We start from the raw sequence: 17,849 nt of genomic DNA on the forward strand, positions 1-17,849 counted from the left end.
GCAGTTTTCAGTTTATTTGCAGTTTTTAAAAACTTAGTATCTTAGCGTCTCAGTCCCGAAGCTTCGGGATAGCAACTTTAGGACACATACAATAACTGATATTGTTTCGGTGTAATTCCTTCGTGTTTTTTAAATAATCTGATGAAATAATTTGCATCTTCAAAACCAGATAAATAACAAACTTCGTTGATTTGAAGTGTTGGATTTCTCAATAAATTTTTAGCACATTTTATTTTTTCATTCAAAATATATTCGATTGGACTCATTCCGAGTTCGCGCTTAAAGAAGCGGTAGAAAGATGTTGTACTCATACACGCTTTTTCGCTAAGCGATTTTAAGCTCATATTTTCCTTTAAATTTTGTTTGATGTATTCTGTAACTTCTTTTATTGGATTATTGGCGTCTAGAAATTTCCCTTCGTCAATCGATTTTACTGTTTGCGTCTGAATAATTCTTATCAGTAATTCTTTTAAAGTTAAATCGGCAAAAATATCTTTGGCAACTGAAGTGCTCATGCATTCTTTAATGAGTTTATTAATCGTTGCGGCCATTTCGACATTATTGTAAAAGAAATAATTCTGATAGTTTAACTGCCAGTACATATTATGTCCTTCTTTCGGATATTGTTCGTTTAAGAAATTTAAAATCTCAGCGATTTTAGCCTGATCTATTGCTAGAGCTAAACATTGTGTCGGATTATTTTTGGAAGCTTCAGGAAAATCAATTTTCATTTCAACATTCGAAGGGACAATTACCGTTTCACCTGGAAGATAAACGAATTCTGGGTCATCAAAAAGATGCATGATTTTTTTGCCACGAAGCATACTGGTCACCACCAAATCATTAAATTTTAACGGAACTTTTTGCGTTGATTCGTAAGTTTCAAAGAGATTTAATTCACAATGACTAAGATTGTAAATAGTTCTATTTTCAACAAGCGTCTTTAATGATTTTTCTTGTGATAATTGAAGTGGATTGACTAAAAATCGTTGGCTATTCATTAAATCTAAATTTTTGGTGAAGACTTTAAATTTAAGGAAAATAAGAATATAAACCGCAGATTTAACGTTTAATTATATCAATTCTTCAACGTGTTTTTTGATGTTTTCTGAGATTTTTTTGGTCGGAAGATCATTTTCGTCATTTCCAAACGGATCTTCAATTTCTTCCGCGATAAGCTCTAAACTTGCCAATACATAAAATATAAAAACAACAACTGGAGCAACCAAATACCCTAAACTTACAGAGTATCCAAAAGGAAGTGTCATAGTGTAAAAGAAAATGAATTTCTTGATAAAAGCGCTATAAGAGTAGGGAATAGGCGTGTTTTTGATACGTTCGCAAGCACCACAGATATCTGTAAAAGCAACTAATTCGTCATTTAAAGTAATTAACTGCTCTCCGGATATTTTTCCAGCATCATATAAATCATTGATTTTATGATACATAATTTTTTTTAACTGATTAGGTTTATGCTTATGGTGATCAATTTCTAAATCTACATCTTCAAAAAGCTGTTTGCTCGTGTCTTCATCTTTAAGATGCTGATGAAGTATATCTGCATACATTGGAATATATTTTCTAAAAAACTTTCTGTCGTTTTCATCTTTTAAAATTGCCGAAAGTTTTATCGCTAAATTACGGCTGTTATTTACAAGTCCGCCCCAAAGTTTACGGCCTTCCCACCATCTGTCATAAGCTGTATTTGTTCTAAAAACAAGTAAAAGAGAGATCACAAAACCAAGCATTCCGTGCATAATTGGAATGTTATGGATATAATCGTTTTTTGTAACTTTAAAATAATGAAGTTCAAAATAACATACAATTGCAGAATAGATTCCAATAGCAATCATAATTGTGATCAGTTTTCGAACTGTATCAGATTTATGAAAATGAAAAATAAAAGTAAACCAATCTTTGGTGTTATATGAAATCATTTATGTTTGTTTTGAGACAAAATTAAATTAAAAAAATAATCTGTTGGAAGTAAATTATAAAAATATTTTAAATACATAGAATCATAATTCTGTTAACGTTTAAAGGCGTTTCACTTACATAAATACATATAGCTATGTTTTTTAAAGTAAGTGAAACGCCTTTTTTTTAAAGCTCGAAGACTATGTCTCTATGTGTTGAAATTATTTACTGGCGAGTAAATTAAAAATTGATATTTCCAGCTAATTCTTTTAAGGCGATTTCAGATAATTTTGCTTCATATTGTGCATTGCTGTAACGCACTTTTGCATTCACATAATTAAGCTGAGCAGTTCTAAAATCTAGCGTTGTGATGGTTCCAATTTTAAATTTATCTAATGTGATTTCTAAGTTCTGTCTCGCAATAGCCTCATTATCTTCTTCTAAATCAATTAATTCAAGATTAGTTAAATACGTTTGAAAAGCGGTGCTTAACTGTGTATTTAAAATCGTGCTTTGCTGTTCTATTGCAATCTGCGAATTTTCAATCTGTAATTTGGCTACTTTTTCATTGCGATGCTGATTAAAGCCATCAAATATGTTCATAGAAGCATTAAAACCATAATTCAAACCTCTTGAAGAAGTTTCACTGGTAAAACCTAAACTAGACTGGCTTTCAGAAAAATTATATCCTGAAGTTAATCTTAAAGTAGGATATCGATCTGCTTTTACCTGTTTAAGCTGTAATTCGGCTATACGTTTATTGATGATTTGCGTTTCTAAACCTGGATTTTGTTTTTGCGCTAAATCCATCAAATCTGCCAAAACCAGTTTATTGTCTACTTTTACTTCGTCTGTAACCTTGAAATCAATTTTTGGGTCACGAGCTAAGTATTGGTTCAATAAAATTTTGCCATTAGCATAAGATTCTTTTTGTCGCAACAAAGCAACTTGATCTGAATTTAAATCAACCTGTGCGTTTAAAACCTCTAATTTTGAAGCCTTTCCGATACTGAATCGATTTTTAGCTAAAGTTAAACGCTGGTTAGAAATTACGATTGTAGTGTCCAAAGCTGCAAGTTGTTGCTGCTGTAAAACTAAATCATAATAAGCAGAATTTACCTGAGCTATTTTAAGCAAAATAGTTCTTTTAAGTTCTGCATCGCCTAGTTTTTGAAGCTCTTTTAACTGATCAAGTTTAGCAAACATTTTCATGCCGTCAAATACTGTCCATCCTAAGCTAACACCATAGTTTAAACTGTTGTTTTTTGCGTTATCCAACGAAGTCGATGTTCCATCTTGTCTAACTTGTGTAGAGTTTGTAATGCTGTTGCTGTCGGTAATATTTGCCGTTGCTGTCGGCAGCATTCCTGCATTTCCAATTGTAACGTTTGTTTCGTTTATTTTGGAGTTATTTTTTGCAATTTTAATTTCAAAATTATTCTCCAAAGCTATCGTCATAGCTTGCTCAATAGTAAGAACTTCCTGTGCCTTGGTCTGAAAAATGCAGCAAAGCAGAATTAGTACTGTACAATATATTTTTTTGATATTCATATCTTTTTTCTTTAACCAAAAAACATCATTTTTTGATTTCTATTTAATGCTTTCTTTTTCGTATTCGTCAATGTGGTCAAATTCTGGATAATGTTTTCTAGCTCGAGACCACATTAAATAAATTGCAGGAATAACAAAAAGTGTCAAAGCCAATGAAAAAATAGTTCCTCCCACAATTACAACTCCCATACCAATTCTACTAGTTGATGCAGCTCCAAGTGACATTGCAATTGGAAGCGCTCCTAATGCAATAGCTAAACTCGTCATTAAAATTGGACGTAAACGTGCTTCTGAAGCTTCTAAAATAGCTTCTAATTTAGGTTTTCCTTGTTCGCGCAATTGATTGGCAAATTCGACAATCAAAATACCATTTTTGGTAACCAGACCAATCAGCATTACAGTACCAATTTGGCTAAAGATATTCCAAGTTTGATTGAATAGCCATAGCGAGAATAAAGCTCCCGCAACCGCCATTGGAACTGTTAAGATGATAATAAACGGGTCGATAAAACTTTCAAATTGAGCTGCAAGAATTAAGAAAATTAACAATAAAGCTAATCCAAAAGCGAAAGAAGTATTAGAGCTACTTTCTACGAAATCTCGAGACTCACCAGCTAAATCAGTAGTAAAACTTTCGTCTAAGACTTTTGCTTTAATTCTGTCCATTTCCTGAATACCGTCGCCCATACTTTTTCCGGGAGCTAAACCAGCAGCAACTGTAGCAGACATATATCTATTATTGTGATACAACTGCGGTGGGTTACTTTGTTCGTATACATTAACCACGTTATCCATTTGAATCAGTTCGCCATTTTTGTTTTTTACAAACATTGAAGTCAAATCCAAAGGTTTAGATCTGTCTTTTTGGTCAAATTGCCCAATTACTTGATATTGTTTTCCGTTTTTAATAAAATATCCAAAACGCTGACCACTTAAAGAAAGTTGTAAAGTTTGTGCGATATCCAAAATAGAAATTCCTAAACTTTCTGCTTTTGCACGATCAATAGTTACGTTAATTTCAGGCTTGTTAAATTTTAAATTTACATCTGTTGTAGAAAACACATCGCTTTTTCCAACTTCAGCCATAAACAACGGAATCTTTTCTCTTAATTTATCAAAATTTGGAGCTTGAATAATGTATTGAATTGGCAAACCTCCACGTCTGTTTACAGCAATTGTTGGCTGTTGCGTAACTGAGGTTTTTGCATTTGGATATTGTTTAGTCCATTTCGTTAATTTGTCGGCAATGTCTTTTTGAGATTTCTCTCTTTCGTCGACATCTTTTAAAGTCAAACGAACCAATCCACTGTTTACTGAATTTGAGCTAAATCCTGGAGATGTAATCACTAAAGCTACTTTTTTCTCTGGAATAGAGTCATCAATCAGTTTAGAAATTTCTTGCATAAAACGATCTGTGTATTCATACGAAGAACCCTCAGGAGTTGTCATACGCATGGTTACAGAACTTCTATCGTCATAAGGAGCTGTTTCTTTTGGAAGAATTGTAAAAAACAGATAAATCAATCCGAAACAAACAATCAAAATTGGAAAACTAATCCATTTTCTGCCCATAAATTTTGTTAATGCTTCGGCATAACTGCTATTCATTTTCTCGAAAAATGGTTCTGTTTTAATATAGAATTTAGATTTTTTCTGTTCTCCACCTTTCATCAAATAAGCATTCAACATTGGAGTTAAAGTCAGAGACACAAAAGCAGAAATTAATACAGCGGAACCAATTACGACACCAAATTCCCTAAATAATCTTCCAACGAATCCTTCTAAGAAAATTACAGGCAAAAATACCGCTGCCAAAGTAACTGAAATTGAAATTACAGCGTAGAAAATCTCATTTGAACCTTTAATTGCAGCCTCAATTGGCGACATTCCTTCTTCAACTTTTTTGAATATATTTTCGGTAACTACAATTCCGTCGTCTACAACCAAACCTGTTGCCAACACAATTGCAAGTAGGGTTAACACGTTAATTGAAAATCCAAACATCCACATAATAAAGAATGTAGCAATCAAAGAAACCGGAATATCGATTAAAGGTCTAAATGCAATTGCCCAGTCTCTAAAGAATAAATAAATAATAATGATTACCAATATGATCGAAATTCCTAAAGTCTCAGCAACCTCAAGTACTGATTTCTTTACGAAAATGGTATTGTCAAGCGCGATATTCAGTTTAATATCTTTCGGAAGATCTTTCTTTAAAGCTTCGTATTTTTTATAAAATTCTTTTGAAATATCTAAATAATTCGCTCCAGGCATTGGTACAATCGCCAAACCAATTAAAGGAAGTTCAGATTGGCTTAATTTAGTTTCTAAATTTTCTGGACCTAATTCTGCACCTCCAATATCACTTAAACGAATAATTTTATCACCATCTGTACGAATGATAATATTGTTGAATTCTTCTGGTTTAGAAAGGTTTCCAACTGTTTTTACTGTTAATTCAGTGCTGTTTCCAGTTAGTTTTCCTGACGGCAATTCAACGTTTTGTGCATTTAATGCCGTACGAACTTCTGCAACGGTACAGCCGTAAGCAGCTAATTTTACAGGATCAATCCATAAACGCATTGCGTAACGTTTTTGTCCCCAAATTTGAACGGCACTAACTCCTGGAATTGTTTCCAATCTTTGCGAAATAACGTTTTCAGCATAATCACTTAATTCTAAGGAACTTCTGGTGTCACTTTGAACCGTCATCGAAATAATAGCTTCGCTATCGGCATCTGCTTTTGATACAACTGGCGGAGCATCAATATCTTGTGGTAAACTTCTAATCGCTTGTGAAACTTTGTCACGAACATCATTAGCGGCTTCTTCTAAATCTTTATCAAGATTAAACTCGATGGTGATATTACTGCTTCCTTGGTTACTTGAAGAAGTAATATTTCGAATTCCATCGATCGCGTTTACTGCTTTTTCAAGAGGTTCTGTAATTTGTGACTCAATAATATCAGAATTGGCACCTGTATAATTGGTACGAATGGAAACCTGCGCAGGGTCAATCGAAGGAAACTCTCGAACACCCAAAAAAGTATAACCAATAAAACCGAAAAGTATAATTAACAAATTCAGTACGATGGTTAAAACAGGCCTTTTTATACTTGTAGTTGATAAACTCATGTGAGATTTTAGATTTTAGAATTCGGATTTTAGATTTAGCGAGATTTAGCTTTTAACTCATAACCCAAAACTCATAACTCTTAATTATTTTACTTTTACTTTAATTGGCGATTCATTCTTTAATGACATAACACCGCTTGTAATCAAAGTGTCTCCCGCTTTTAATCCTGATAAAATCAAAATTGAAGAATCAGTTCTTGTTGTGGCATCGACCATTACTTCTTTTGCTTTTCCGTGATCGGCAACAAATACTTTTTTACCGTCTTGAACAGGAACAATAGCCTGAGAAGGCACAACGATAGCATCTTTAATAATATTTAAAGGCAATTTGATGTCGGCAAAAGTTCCAGGGAAAAGCTTACCGTCTGTGTTATCAGCAATCGCACGAATTTGAAGCGTACGAGTCGCAACAGCAACTTCTGGCTCTATTGCATAAATCTTAGCATTATAAGTTTTGTCTGAACCAGAAACGGTAAAATCTATAGTAGATCCATTTTTTACTTGAGAAGCATATTTTTCTGGAATTGAGAATGTAATTTTTAATTTACCTGTATTAACCAATTTTGCTACTAAAACTGTTGGCGTAATATAAGTTCCAGGAGAAATAGAACGCAATCCGATTTTTCCTGAAAAAGGAGCACGTACAGATGTTTTAGAAATTTGTGCTCTAATTAATTGGCTTTGTGCTTGAGCCGAAGCATGATCTGCTCTTGCAACATCAGCTTCTTCTTGGCTAATAGCTTCTTTTTGAAGTAATAGTTTTGCTCTTCTTTCGTTTTCTGCTGCTAAACCTTCTTTAGTTACAGCTTGTCTTAATTGAGCTCTTAATTCAACATCATTAACTTTAAAAAGCACTTGGCCTTTTGTAACGTAACTTCCTTCATTAAAAAATATTCCCTCTACAATTCCAGAAACCTCACTATGTATTTCTACTTGTTCATTTGCTTCAATAGAACCAGTAAGAGACAAATTATTGTCAAAAGTGGCTGTTTTTATTACAATTCCATTAACAGTTGTTGGAGAATCTTTGTCATTAAATTTTTTAGAGTCTTCGTTTTTACCTTTATTAGATATAATTCTATAGGTGATAAAACCTCCAATTGTTATAATTAAAAGAGTGTAAATGAGGTGTTTTACTTTCATAAAAATGAGGTGAATATAGATTTTAGTTTTGCGTTTTTAGTAACCTTACAAATTTAACTTTTTGTTGTGAAATCGGAAGCTGTTAGCTTTTATTTAACATTTGTATGTACAAAGGTTTGCAGTTAGACTAAAAAGAGATCAAAAGGTTTAATAAAAGATTAAATTTTTTTAATGAGGAATAAAAACTTAAACCCAATAAACAAAAAGGCTGGAAGATATTTTACAATTATCTGAAGTTAGACCAGTTCTTAATTTGAATATTTTTAATGCATTTTGTCTGATTTTTTTTGCAGTTTATCGATTTTATTTGTAACATTGATACGTTAAACAAAATGATTGATTTATGCGATAATACAATCTTTATTCGAAAGTATTATTGTTAAAATGTGCGAATAGGAGTAGTTTTTTAGTTTTTTAAAGAATATAAGGAAATAATTATATTAACAAGTGTTTATTTTTTGTTGTTTAAAACTATTAAAAAAATGATCTATGAAGAAAAAATTACTTCTAAGCTTATGGTTTACATTTTTACTTCTTGCGATTGGTTATTTATTTTGGCAGAATGAGTTTAAATACAGTCTTCCAACACCAATTCCAAAAAATTATCATGCCATCGCAATGGGTTCCAAAGTCGAATTAGGACCATGCTGTGCATTTGATAATAAACCAGTTTTTATACATTTTTTTAATCCAGATTGTCCCTGTTCGCGATTCAATGTTCCGCATGTAAGTGGTTTGATAAAAAAATATGGTGACAGAGTCAATTTTAAAATTGTGGTTTTAAACAAACAAAAGAATTTTACTATTGATGAAATTCAGCAAAAATTCGATGCCAAAATCCCTGTTTATTTTGATGAATCTATAGCTAAGAAATGTGGTGTTTTCTCTACGCCTCAAGCAGTTTTGCTAGATCCATTGCATAATTTGTATTATCGAGGCAATTACAATAAAACGAGATATTGCACGGATGAAAAAAGTAATTATGCTCAAATGGCTATCGATTCTTTACTCAGCAGAAAAAACAATCCTTCTTTTACTGCTTTAGCCCTTAAGGCATACGGATGTTCATTACCAAAATGTACTAAATAACTATTTCCAAAAACCTAAATCTTAACAAACCATGAAAACAAAAGCTAGTTTAAACGAGCAAGACTACTTGCACAGTTTTATGTCTACAATGACACAAAAATCGGATACGATTATTAATTATGTTCTTGCAGTTTATTTCCTTCTCGGAATTGGATTGTCCTTTAAGTATGACACTTTCGAAATTGGTGTAGGTGTTGGGACATTGAATCTTTTAGCTTATTATTCGGCTAAATTTTTCATGAAAAACTTTAAATTTTACCAATACGTTTTGTCGGTTGTTTTAGCCATTTTTATGGCGCAGTACATTTATCAAATGCATGGAATGTTCGAAATGCATTTTACAGTATTCATTGCAAGTACAATCTTGATTATTTATCAAAATTGGAGGCTTCAAATTCCGCTGACTTTATTGGTAGTTCTTCATCATGCAGGATTAGCTTATCTACAAAACTATATCTACAATGACGCAACTGGACTTCAGGTTTATTTTTCTCAAGTAAATTTTGATCTTGAAACTTTAATCATACATACGGTTTTGGCTGCCGTAGTATTCCTTATGAATGGTTATTGGGCTTATTATTTTAAAGAGCATAGCGAAAACCATATCTCTAAAATTTCTGATGAATATGAATTAGAAAACATGAAATTGGCTTCGGCAAAATATAGCTCGATGTCTGCCACAAAAGACTATAATGACTTTATTCATAGAACAACTTTAGACTTAAAACTTCCAGTAAATTCAGTTTTAAAACTTATTGATGTTTCAAAAGGGCACACCGATAATGATAAATTGCTTACTTATCTGGAAATGATGAGGGAAAGTGCCAAGAAAATTGATGATTTGGTTAATGATATTCATGTTAAATCAACAAACAATAGAAACTAACAACGAAATCCCGGTGAAAATCGGGATTAGTTTTCAAAAAAAAAGAGATAAATTTTAGACCTGTTTTATTTTTTCATAATTGAACTGTAGTTTAATTTAAATGTAAAATTTATGGATGCCAAACTAAACCGCCCAACACCTTCTGATAGAGAAGTAGATTGGAATAAAAATAAAGTACTGCTTAGTAAAACTGATAAAAAAGGAACCATTTTATATGCCAATGAAGATTTTATAGATGTTTCTGGTTATGACGAATTTGAACTTGTTGGACAGCCACATAACATTGTGAGACATCCAGATATGCCAAAAGTTATTTTTAAATTTTTATGGGACAGTATTAAGTCAAGTGAAAATATTCATGTGATTATAAAAAACATGGCTAAAACTGGCCGTTATTACTGGGTTGTAACCGATTTTAAAATTGTAGCAGATACAGATGGCGAAATTGTAGGCTTTTTTGGAACGCGAAAATCTGTTCCAAATGATATTATTGTCAAATTTATTGAGCCTCTGTATAAGAAACTTTTACAAATTGAAGAAACCAGCGGAATGCACGCTTCGGAAGAATATTTAGTTGGATTTCTTGAAGAAAGAAAGAAAACATACATGGAATATATCGATCATCTGATTGCCACAGGAAAGGATGATAAAAATAAGGTAAGCAAAGGCTTATTCAACGGACTTTTTGAAAAGAAAAAAGACCTGAAAAAATAATTTCCATATACTTCATTGTGTCTATAAAATTATTCAAACTTTAAATTTGGTCCCCAACAAATCTAAATCACCAGAATCTATTAGAATGCAATGAAGTATATGTTTTTTTTTTGAAGTTTGAAACCTTAGCATCTTTAACTAATATAATTCCAAATGTTTTTCTTTTTAGTCAATTCGATGAAAATCGCTCGCAATATAGCATGTTCAGGCTTTTGAAGAGCAGAATCTTCTTTTAAAATTTTCATAGCATAATTTCTAGCCAAAGAAAGAATTTCTCTGTCTTTTACAATATCTGCAATTTGAAGATTTAGAACACCACTTTGCTGTGTTCCCATTAAATCGCCGGGACCGCGAAGTTTAAGGTCAACTTCGGCAATTTCAAAACCATCATTGGTTTGAACCATGGTTTCCATTCTGGTTTTACTGTCAGAACTCAGTTTATGTCCTGTCATTAAGATACAATAGCTTTGTTCAGCGCCACGCCCCACACGTCCGCGCAACTGATGCAATTGCGAAAGCCCAAATCTTTCGGCGCTTTCTATAATCATAACACTGGCGTTTGGCACGTTTACACCAACTTCAATTACTGTTGTGGCAACCATTATATTGGTTTTTCCTTCGGAGAAACGTTTCATCTCAGCATCTTTATCAGCTGGTTTCATTTTTCCGTGAAGAATCGAAATAGCATATTGAGGAAGAGGGAAATCACGAGAAATACTTTCGTAACCGTCCATCAAATCCTTATAATCCATTTTTTCCGATTCCTGAATTAGCGGATAAACAATATAAATCTGTCTTCCTTTTGCGATTTCATCACGAAGAAACTTCCAGACTTTCAAACGATTAGTGTCATATCGATGTACAGTTTGAATGGGTTTTCTTCCTGGAGGTAATTCGTCAATAACAGAAATATCTAGATCACCGTACAAACTCATTGCTAACGTTCTCGGAATAGGAGTGGCGGTCATTACTAAAACGTGTGGCGGAATATCATTTTTCTTCCACAACTTAGATCTTTGCTCCACGCCAAAACGATGCTGTTCATCAATTACAGAAAGTCCTAAATTCTGGAATTTTACTTTATCTTCTAATAAAGCATGAGTTCCAATTAAAATTTTAAGTTCTCCGTTTTCTAATTCTTCGTGAATAATTTTTCTTTCAGAAGTTTTAGTTGAACCTGTTAATATTCGGATATTGATATTTAAGGTTTTAGCAAATTCAGACAAACCAAGAAAATGCTGATTTGCCAAGATTTCAGTAGGCGCCATCAAACAAGCCTGAAAACCATTGTCTATCGCCAAAAGCATACTCATAAAAGCAACAATCGTTTTTCCAGAACCCACATCACCTTGAAGCAAACGATTCATTTGGGCGTTGCTTCCCATATCTGTTCTGATTTCTTTGATCACTCTTTTTTGAGCATTCGTTAAATCAAAAGGAAGATGATTTTTATAAAATTCATTAAAAAGTTCGCCCACTTTGTCAAATGGATGTCCTTTTATTTTATGTTTTCGAATGAGATTTTTTGTAATTAATTGCAACTGAATAAAGAACAATTCTTCAAATTTCAGTCGGAATTGCGCTTTCGCTAAAATTTCAGCACTTTTCGGAAAATGGATATTGAATAATGCGGCACGTTTTGGAATCAGCTTTAATTCTTCAATTAAAAAAGGAGGAAAAGTTTCTGTAAACAATGCTTGTGTTTCCAGAAAAAGCTGTTCCATTAATTTATTAATAGTGCGGTTTGAAATCCCTTTATTAGCCAAAGCTTCTGTCGAAGGGTAAACGGGCTGCATAGCCGAACGTAAGCTTCTTTCGTGTTCGCTTAACAACTCAATTTCGGGGTGCGCCATACTAAATTGGCTTCCGTAAAGAGAACATTTTCCAAAAATTACCAAAGGCTCATTTAGTTTTAAACTTTCACGAATCCATTTATGTCCTTGAAACCAGTTTAAATCAATTTGCCCTGTATCATCAACAAAACTAGCCACAAGACGCTTTTTGTTTTTAGCAAATTCAACCGTTTTGATGTTGATGATTTTACCGATAATCTGAACTTCAGAACCCGTATTCTGTAATTCGTTAATCTTATAATAACGCGTTCTGTCAATATATCGATTCGGAAAAAGATTAACTAAATCTCCATATTTATGAATACCCAATTCCTTACGAAGAAGCTGGCCACGGCTCGGACCAACACCTTTTAAGTATTCAATTGGAGTTTCTAGAAGATTATTAGACATTTAAATTATTGTAGATTTCTGATTTTAGATTTTAGATTTGAAAAATTGGAATTTGAAATTTAAAATTTTGGAATTTTATCAAAAAGCGAAGATAGATTTTAATTAGGAAATTTGAAAATGAATTATAGTTTTCAAGTCTTTGAATATTAATTTATCGTTAAATCGAAATTGCAGACGCAACTATTTTAAGAAAGGAAAGTCTTATAAATAGATAACCTTATTAAACTTAAAAAATGAAAAAAATTGGACTTTTAATTGTATTGTTTATTTCTCTTGTTTCTTGTTCTGATAACGACGACAAACCATCTGCAAGTTACGTTGGACAATGGACGTTAACAAGAATGGGCAGTGGTAATCCCGCAGTAAATTCGATTGATGTTTTATTATGGGAGGAATCGTATACTTTTAATTCCAATAATACATTCTCTAAAACAAGAAAGAAAGACGGAAAAACTACAACTATTTCAGGAACTTATTCTGTAGTAAAAACGACAGATCAAACACAGTTTGAATTAAATTATACTGCAGAGAGCGATATAATTGCATCTTGCACTTCAAATATAAAAGAAAATTTATACATCATTAATAGTATTGGAAATTTGTACGGAACGTGGAGTATATGCGACGGCCCAATGCTAGTGTATGAGAAAAAGAAATAATTTTTTGAATGCTTACTAATTCAATTTTTTTTAAAGCTCCGTTTTTTGACGGAGTTTTTTATTTTTATCGTCAGTATAATTTTAATAAAAAAAGATAATTGCTAGATTTGTTTTAGCATTTAAATTATAAGCCTCAAATTATGATTAAAGAAGAAAAAGTTCCTTTTGAGACAATGGTGTTTTCAGGCATTACATTTAAAGTAATCAACCGACACGAAGCTCACAATATTATTGGAAACCTTACCGATTTCAATAATCAGAAAATCTACAATGTTTTTGAAGATACTTGGCGTTTTCCTGATTACGAAGAAAATCCAATATTTTTATTAGCAGAAGAAGATGTAGAAATGGATTTATTGGAGATGGATTTCAGCACAGAAGAACATCCTAATATTTTCATTTTAGGATTTATTTTTAAAGGAAATCTAACGGTTGCAAAACTTATCAGTTCTTATGATACTGATAATTCTCCTGCCTTAATTGTTTTAGGAAAAACAACAACAGTCAATATAAATTTGTTCGGAAATGTTCATTATTTGGGTGGAGGATTGCAATGCGATACACTTGCTGGAGAATACAATCATGGTGAACTTTTTGTAAAAGGAGATCTTACAGCTTGGTTGATTTATACTGATGATATGCTGTTTCATTTTGAGCGTTTTACGGATGTTCAGGCAATTATAAGTGCCGGCAGACCTGATGTTTTAATTTGCAGCAATGTTCAAGATACCGACGGATCTGTTATAACTGTAGAAAATTATTTGCCTTCTACTCATAAACTGTCTGATATTGTAGATGATGCTTTTTAGAACTTTCAAGTTACGGCAATGAAATCTTAGGCAATAATTATTTAGATATTTTTAAAGAAGGACTTTCAATTTTAGATTACGATAAAAAAGAGAGATATTCGTATGCTGATTTCCGTAATCAGTTTATTAATATGGTTGAAGTTTTGTCTGAAAATCAGGAATTGAAAGAAAACGGAAAAATCGTTAGACATATTTCTGGAACAACTTATTTGTTTATTCCTTTTGATTATGAAGGAAAGAAATACAGCCAGATTTCTGAAGAAATTTCGAATGGTTTTAGTATCAGAATGCGTGCTTTATGGTGTCATGAAGATGAAGAAATTATGCTTATTTTGGAATATCTTGATGAAGAAGGAAATCCAAAATACCAATGGATAAATGATGAAAATGCTCCAGGAATTGAGCTTTTCTGCGTAAAAAATGCTGCAATAGCAACTTTTGAAATGTTGACAGCTGAAGTTGTTGAAGAAGAGGAAGAAGATGCAGAAACAGAATATTCAGATTATGATAGTCGTTTTTCTTTAGAAGAATTTGCTGCTCAATTTGGCAATTATGAACTGCCTGAAGATTTAGTAAAATTATACGAATTCGAGCAGGAATATGGTGTTGAAACCTATTCAGAATGTTTTGGACTTACGATTAACGACGATAAAACCGGAATAAAGACTTGGTCTGAAGAAGAAGAATTTTACAACAGTTTTATCGAATTTGCAGGCGCAAACGGTTCAGGAAGTTCGTATGCGTATTGGCTTATTGATAAAGATTTGAATAATTGCCCGATTGTTGTTTTTGGTGACGAAGGTGGAATTCACATTGTGGCAGAAAACACTCGTAAACTGATTCAGCTTCTGACTTTAGACACGGAAATTTCTGTTGACTTTGATTATGCTTATTTTTATAAAGATGAAGAATATTACGAAGAAAGCGAAAACAAAGAAGAATTTCAGGAATGGGCTAAAGCGCAATTTGGTTTTAATGCTATAGAATCAAATGAAGAAGCAGATGAAATTGTAGAACAAGCAAAAAGAAAGTACAAGCAAAAGTTCAATGATTTTTTAGTGAAATTTGATATTGAAATCAGTAAGGAAGATGATGATGAATAGTTTTTTATCTTTGAATTTAAATTAGAAAAAATGAAAACACATTTAGCGCTTTTACGCGGAATCAACGTTTCTGGGCATAATTTAATGAAAATGGAAGCTTTGAAAGCAATGCTGGAGAATCTTGGTTTTCAAAATGTTCGAACGTATTTGCAATCTGGAAATGTCTTTGTAGATAGTGAAGAAGAAGCTTCAAAAATTGGTTTTATCATCAAACAGGAAATTTTTAAAGTTTTTGGACACGAAGTTCCTATTGTTATGATTACCAAAGAGAACTTGGAATCTTGTTTTGCCAATAATTCGTTTTTAAAAGAAAAAGATATTGATACGAAAAGACTATATGTTGCATTCGTTTCAATGGCTTTAAAAAAGGAAAGTATAAACGATTTGAAAATCAGTCAGTTTAAACCAGATGAAGCAAGTATTGATGAAAATAGAATTTTTATAAAATATGCCGTTGGCGCTGGAAAAACCCGTTTTGATCAAAAATATATTGAGAAAAAATTAAATGTAACAGCAACGATTCGCAACTGGAATACCGTTACTAATTTGCTTAAAATGTATTCTGAATAATGAAAAAATACTTTTTTATAGTTTTTGTAATGAGCTTAAATGCTATTATTTATGCTCAAAATACAAAATCAGCTTCTGAAGATTTTAATGCTTTTTTTAAGAAATTTAATGCTGATCAGAAATTTCAAATTAGCAGAGTGGTTTTTCCTTTAAAATATAAAATGAACAATGACGATTTTGAATTAACGGATTATACCATGACAAAAGAAAAGTATAAAGCCCTTAATTTGAATAATAAAGCGGATGAAAAATATTTAAAACGAACAATTTCTGTAAAGAAAAACAAAGCCATTCTCCAACAGCGCGGACTTGATAATGGAATTTATGTCGATTATATTTTCGAGCTAAAAGATAATAAATGGTTTCTAAAAACTTGGGTTGACGAATCTACTTAAGATTAATCGCGAAGCCATTTTTGCATAGCCGGAAAAGGAGATTTATTTTCTTTTTCGGCTTTTTCATTTCCAAGGCACAATCCGATCCATTCCAGAAGAGGCAATCCCATATAATTTTCGGATTCGAAATTTGAAATAAACCACTCAGAACTATCTCTGTATCCATTTGGATGAAAAACAAACTCAGCAGGAAATTCTAAATGATGCAATGCAGCGTATGACCATAAAATTGCGGCAATTTCGTCACCTTGAGTTGGCCAATCTTTAGAAATTTCTGCCGTACCAACTAATTTTCTTTCTGCAGGAACTGTTACAGCAAGATGCCCTGCTTCATGTAAAATATCGCCAGGATATAATAATTTATTATAATCGATATAAATGCAATCAGGCCCTAATTCTAAACCAGGTAAAAAGGTTTCTCCAAGCTCTTTTTCAATAACTTCAATACCAATTTCTTTCAAAAATAAAACTACTTTTTTTACTTCATCTTTTTCTTTTAAAGCCATATTAGTTAGTTTTTAAAATATTTTTTTTGATGTAAATAGTGTCTGCATTATGTATAGCCCCTTTCTTCAATCCACCTCCAAAAGGTTGTATATATTGTATATTCTGAGATTCATAGCCTTCTTTTTTAACAGTCTCATTTACTGCTAAAGTTGGCGCTTCAAAACCAAAAAATGTAAATTGCCTATACCGTTTTTCATCTAAAGAAAAATAACCATTAGATTGACTTAAAGTTTCACCAACTTTACAGTTTTCAATTGGCTTTTTCGTTTCGGCATCATAAATATAACCGGTAATTTGAGGCCTTTTACATCTATTAACCAAACAACTCTGCAAAGAGAAGCAAACAAGAATTAGAAATATAAATTTATAAAAAAACTTCATTTATTTTTTAATTAAATCACAATACCAAAATCCAAAATCAAAAGCAGTTTCATCATTTGTATCGCAAGCTGTGTTTGAAGAATCTTTCTTTTCTGGTTTTTCATATTTTCGATAGACAATTTCGCCAATTTCAAAATCAATTGGTTTTGAGAATATTGGGCCGTCGAAAGTAAAGGTATGAAATTCACCATTTTCACCGCAAACATCCACGTTTTCAGGTAAATCATTTATAAAATCCTGATCGATAATTCTGCCAACAAAACTTTTGTCTAAATATTTTTCATTTACACAAACTACAATTGTTTTGAATCCCAATGAAATAAACTCCTGAATTAAATCTTGAGTTGGAATTTTCCAAATTGGAAAAACGCCTTTTAAGCCAATTTTTGCTAGTTGATTTTCACGATATTGACGCAAATCTTCTAGGAAAATATCTCCAAAAATAGAATGCGTTATTCCATTTTCCTTTAATTCCGTTAAAACTTCCGTCATCACTTTTTCATAAACTTCCATAGTTGGCATTTCAGGAACTTCTAGAATTTTTAAAGGAATTCCGATACTTTGCGCTTGCTCATGTAATAATTCAACACGAATTCCGTGCATCGAAATGCGCTGATATTGCTGGTTTACGCTTGTCAGTAAATATTCTATTTGAAAATCAGTATTTTGAAGTGTTTTGTATAAGGCAAGTGCAGAATCTTTTCCGCTGCTCCAGTTAAATAAGGCTTTTTGAGGTGTAGACAC

Annotated in this window: 17 protein-coding genes; 8 read left to right on the forward strand and 9 right to left on the reverse strand. The window is 32.2% G+C overall.

From position 1 onward, the window contains the following. Nucleotides 1-77: 77 nt before the first annotated feature. The 5 genes from V6624_RS15980 to V6624_RS16000 all read right to left on the reverse strand — a co-directional run bounded on the left by V6624_RS15980 (nucleotide 78) and on the right by V6624_RS16000 (nucleotide 7,749). The gene (locus V6624_RS15980) at nucleotides 78-1,001 is read right to left on the reverse strand and encodes an AraC family transcriptional regulator (RefSeq protein ID WP_111290949.1); all 924 of its coding nucleotides are present in this window, start codon (nucleotides 999-1,001) and stop codon (nucleotides 78-80) included. A 72-nt stretch (nucleotides 1,002-1,073) separates the two neighbouring features. Further along, nucleotides 1,074-1,937, reverse strand: a complete 864-nt coding sequence (locus V6624_RS15985) for a bestrophin family protein (RefSeq protein ID WP_111290951.1) — start codon at nucleotides 1,935-1,937, stop codon at nucleotides 1,074-1,076. A 220-nt stretch (nucleotides 1,938-2,157) separates the two neighbouring features. Further along, the gene (locus tag V6624_RS15990; RefSeq protein ID WP_111290953.1) at nucleotides 2,158-3,468 is read right to left on the reverse strand and encodes a TolC family protein; all 1,311 of its coding nucleotides are present in this window, start codon (nucleotides 3,466-3,468) and stop codon (nucleotides 2,158-2,160) included. Between the two features lie 39 nt (nucleotides 3,469-3,507). After that, entirely contained in the window at nucleotides 3,508-6,606 is a 3,099-nt protein-coding gene (locus V6624_RS15995) for an efflux RND transporter permease subunit (protein WP_111290955.1), read from the reverse strand. A gap of 84 nt (nucleotides 6,607-6,690) precedes the next feature. Further along, nucleotides 6,691-7,749 (reverse strand): efflux RND transporter periplasmic adaptor subunit, encoded by a 1,059-nt coding sequence (locus V6624_RS16000; RefSeq protein ID WP_338839325.1) that lies wholly within the window; start codon nucleotides 7,747-7,749, stop codon nucleotides 6,691-6,693. Between the two features lie 489 nt (nucleotides 7,750-8,238). On the opposite strand from V6624_RS16000, the gene V6624_RS16005 reads away from it, so the two are divergent. The 3 genes from V6624_RS16005 (at nucleotide 8,239) to V6624_RS16015 (ending at nucleotide 10,438) form a co-directional block, all read left to right on the forward strand. Next, the gene (locus V6624_RS16005; RefSeq protein WP_338839326.1) at nucleotides 8,239-8,838 is read left to right on the forward strand and encodes an AhpC/TSA family protein; all 600 of its coding nucleotides are present in this window, start codon (nucleotides 8,239-8,241) and stop codon (nucleotides 8,836-8,838) included. Between the two features lie 31 nt (nucleotides 8,839-8,869). Then, entirely contained in the window at nucleotides 8,870-9,724 is an 855-nt protein-coding gene (locus V6624_RS16010; RefSeq protein WP_338839327.1) for a hypothetical protein, read from the forward strand. 111 nt (nucleotides 9,725-9,835) lie between these two features. Further along, complete coding sequence (locus tag V6624_RS16015; protein ID WP_111290963.1) at nucleotides 9,836-10,438, forward strand: PAS domain-containing protein; 603 nt, start codon at nucleotides 9,836-9,838, stop codon at nucleotides 10,436-10,438. 134 nt (nucleotides 10,439-10,572) lie between these two features. Here the strand turns inward: V6624_RS16015 and recG are convergent, their stop codons facing one another. Then, nucleotides 10,573-12,681, reverse strand: a complete 2,109-nt coding sequence (gene recG, locus V6624_RS16020; protein ID WP_338839328.1) for an ATP-dependent DNA helicase RecG — start codon at nucleotides 12,679-12,681, stop codon at nucleotides 10,573-10,575. Nucleotides 12,682-12,914: 233 nt separating this feature from the next. Here recG and V6624_RS16025 point away from each other — a divergent pair, with 233 nt between their 5' ends. The 5 genes from V6624_RS16025 (at nucleotide 12,915) to V6624_RS16045 (ending at nucleotide 16,217) form a co-directional block, all read left to right on the forward strand. Beyond that, nucleotides 12,915-13,340, forward strand: a complete 426-nt coding sequence (locus V6624_RS16025; protein WP_338839329.1) for a hypothetical protein — start codon at nucleotides 12,915-12,917, stop codon at nucleotides 13,338-13,340. Nucleotides 13,341-13,480: 140 nt separating this feature from the next. Further along, the gene (locus V6624_RS16030) at nucleotides 13,481-14,149 is read left to right on the forward strand and encodes a hypothetical protein (protein ID WP_338839330.1); all 669 of its coding nucleotides are present in this window, start codon (nucleotides 13,481-13,483) and stop codon (nucleotides 14,147-14,149) included. A 131-nt stretch (nucleotides 14,150-14,280) separates the two neighbouring features. Then, nucleotides 14,281-15,252, forward strand: a complete 972-nt coding sequence (locus tag V6624_RS16035) for a hypothetical protein (RefSeq protein ID WP_338839331.1) — start codon at nucleotides 14,281-14,283, stop codon at nucleotides 15,250-15,252. A 30-nt stretch (nucleotides 15,253-15,282) separates the two neighbouring features. Next, nucleotides 15,283-15,822 carry a DUF1697 domain-containing protein gene (locus V6624_RS16040; protein ID WP_338839332.1) on the forward strand — a complete coding sequence of 180 codons (540 nt, stop codon included), beginning with the start codon at nucleotides 15,283-15,285 and terminating at the stop codon, nucleotides 15,820-15,822. Further along, complete coding sequence (locus V6624_RS16045) at nucleotides 15,822-16,217, forward strand: DUF4348 domain-containing protein (protein WP_338839333.1); 396 nt, start codon at nucleotides 15,822-15,824, stop codon at nucleotides 16,215-16,217. The genes V6624_RS16040 and V6624_RS16045 overlap by 1 nt, the downstream gene beginning before the upstream one ends. A 2-nt stretch (nucleotides 16,218-16,219) precedes the next feature. Here V6624_RS16045 and V6624_RS16050 read toward each other — a convergent pair whose 3' ends face one another. Genes V6624_RS16050 through V6624_RS16060 form a run of 3 tightly spaced genes read right to left on the reverse strand, consistent with a single transcriptional unit; the run spans nucleotide 16,220 to nucleotide 17,849 of the window. Further along, nucleotides 16,220-16,723 (reverse strand): hypothetical protein, encoded by a 504-nt coding sequence (locus tag V6624_RS16050; protein ID WP_338839334.1) that lies wholly within the window; start codon nucleotides 16,721-16,723, stop codon nucleotides 16,220-16,222. A 1-nt stretch (nucleotide 16,724) separates the two neighbouring features. After that, a complete protein-coding gene (locus V6624_RS16055) occupies nucleotides 16,725-17,105 on the reverse strand; it encodes a hypothetical protein (protein WP_111290975.1) in 381 nt (126 codons plus the stop codon). Next, nucleotides 17,106-17,849: a diphthine--ammonia ligase gene (locus V6624_RS16060; protein ID WP_338839335.1), complete on the reverse strand. Its 744-nt coding sequence runs from the start codon at nucleotides 17,847-17,849 to the stop codon at nucleotides 17,106-17,108. It abuts the gene before it with no gap.

The organism is Flavobacterium ginsenosidimutans (assembly GCF_037478105.1).
Classification (GTDB): Bacteria; Bacteroidota; Bacteroidia; order Flavobacteriales; family Flavobacteriaceae; genus Flavobacterium; species Flavobacterium ginsenosidimutans.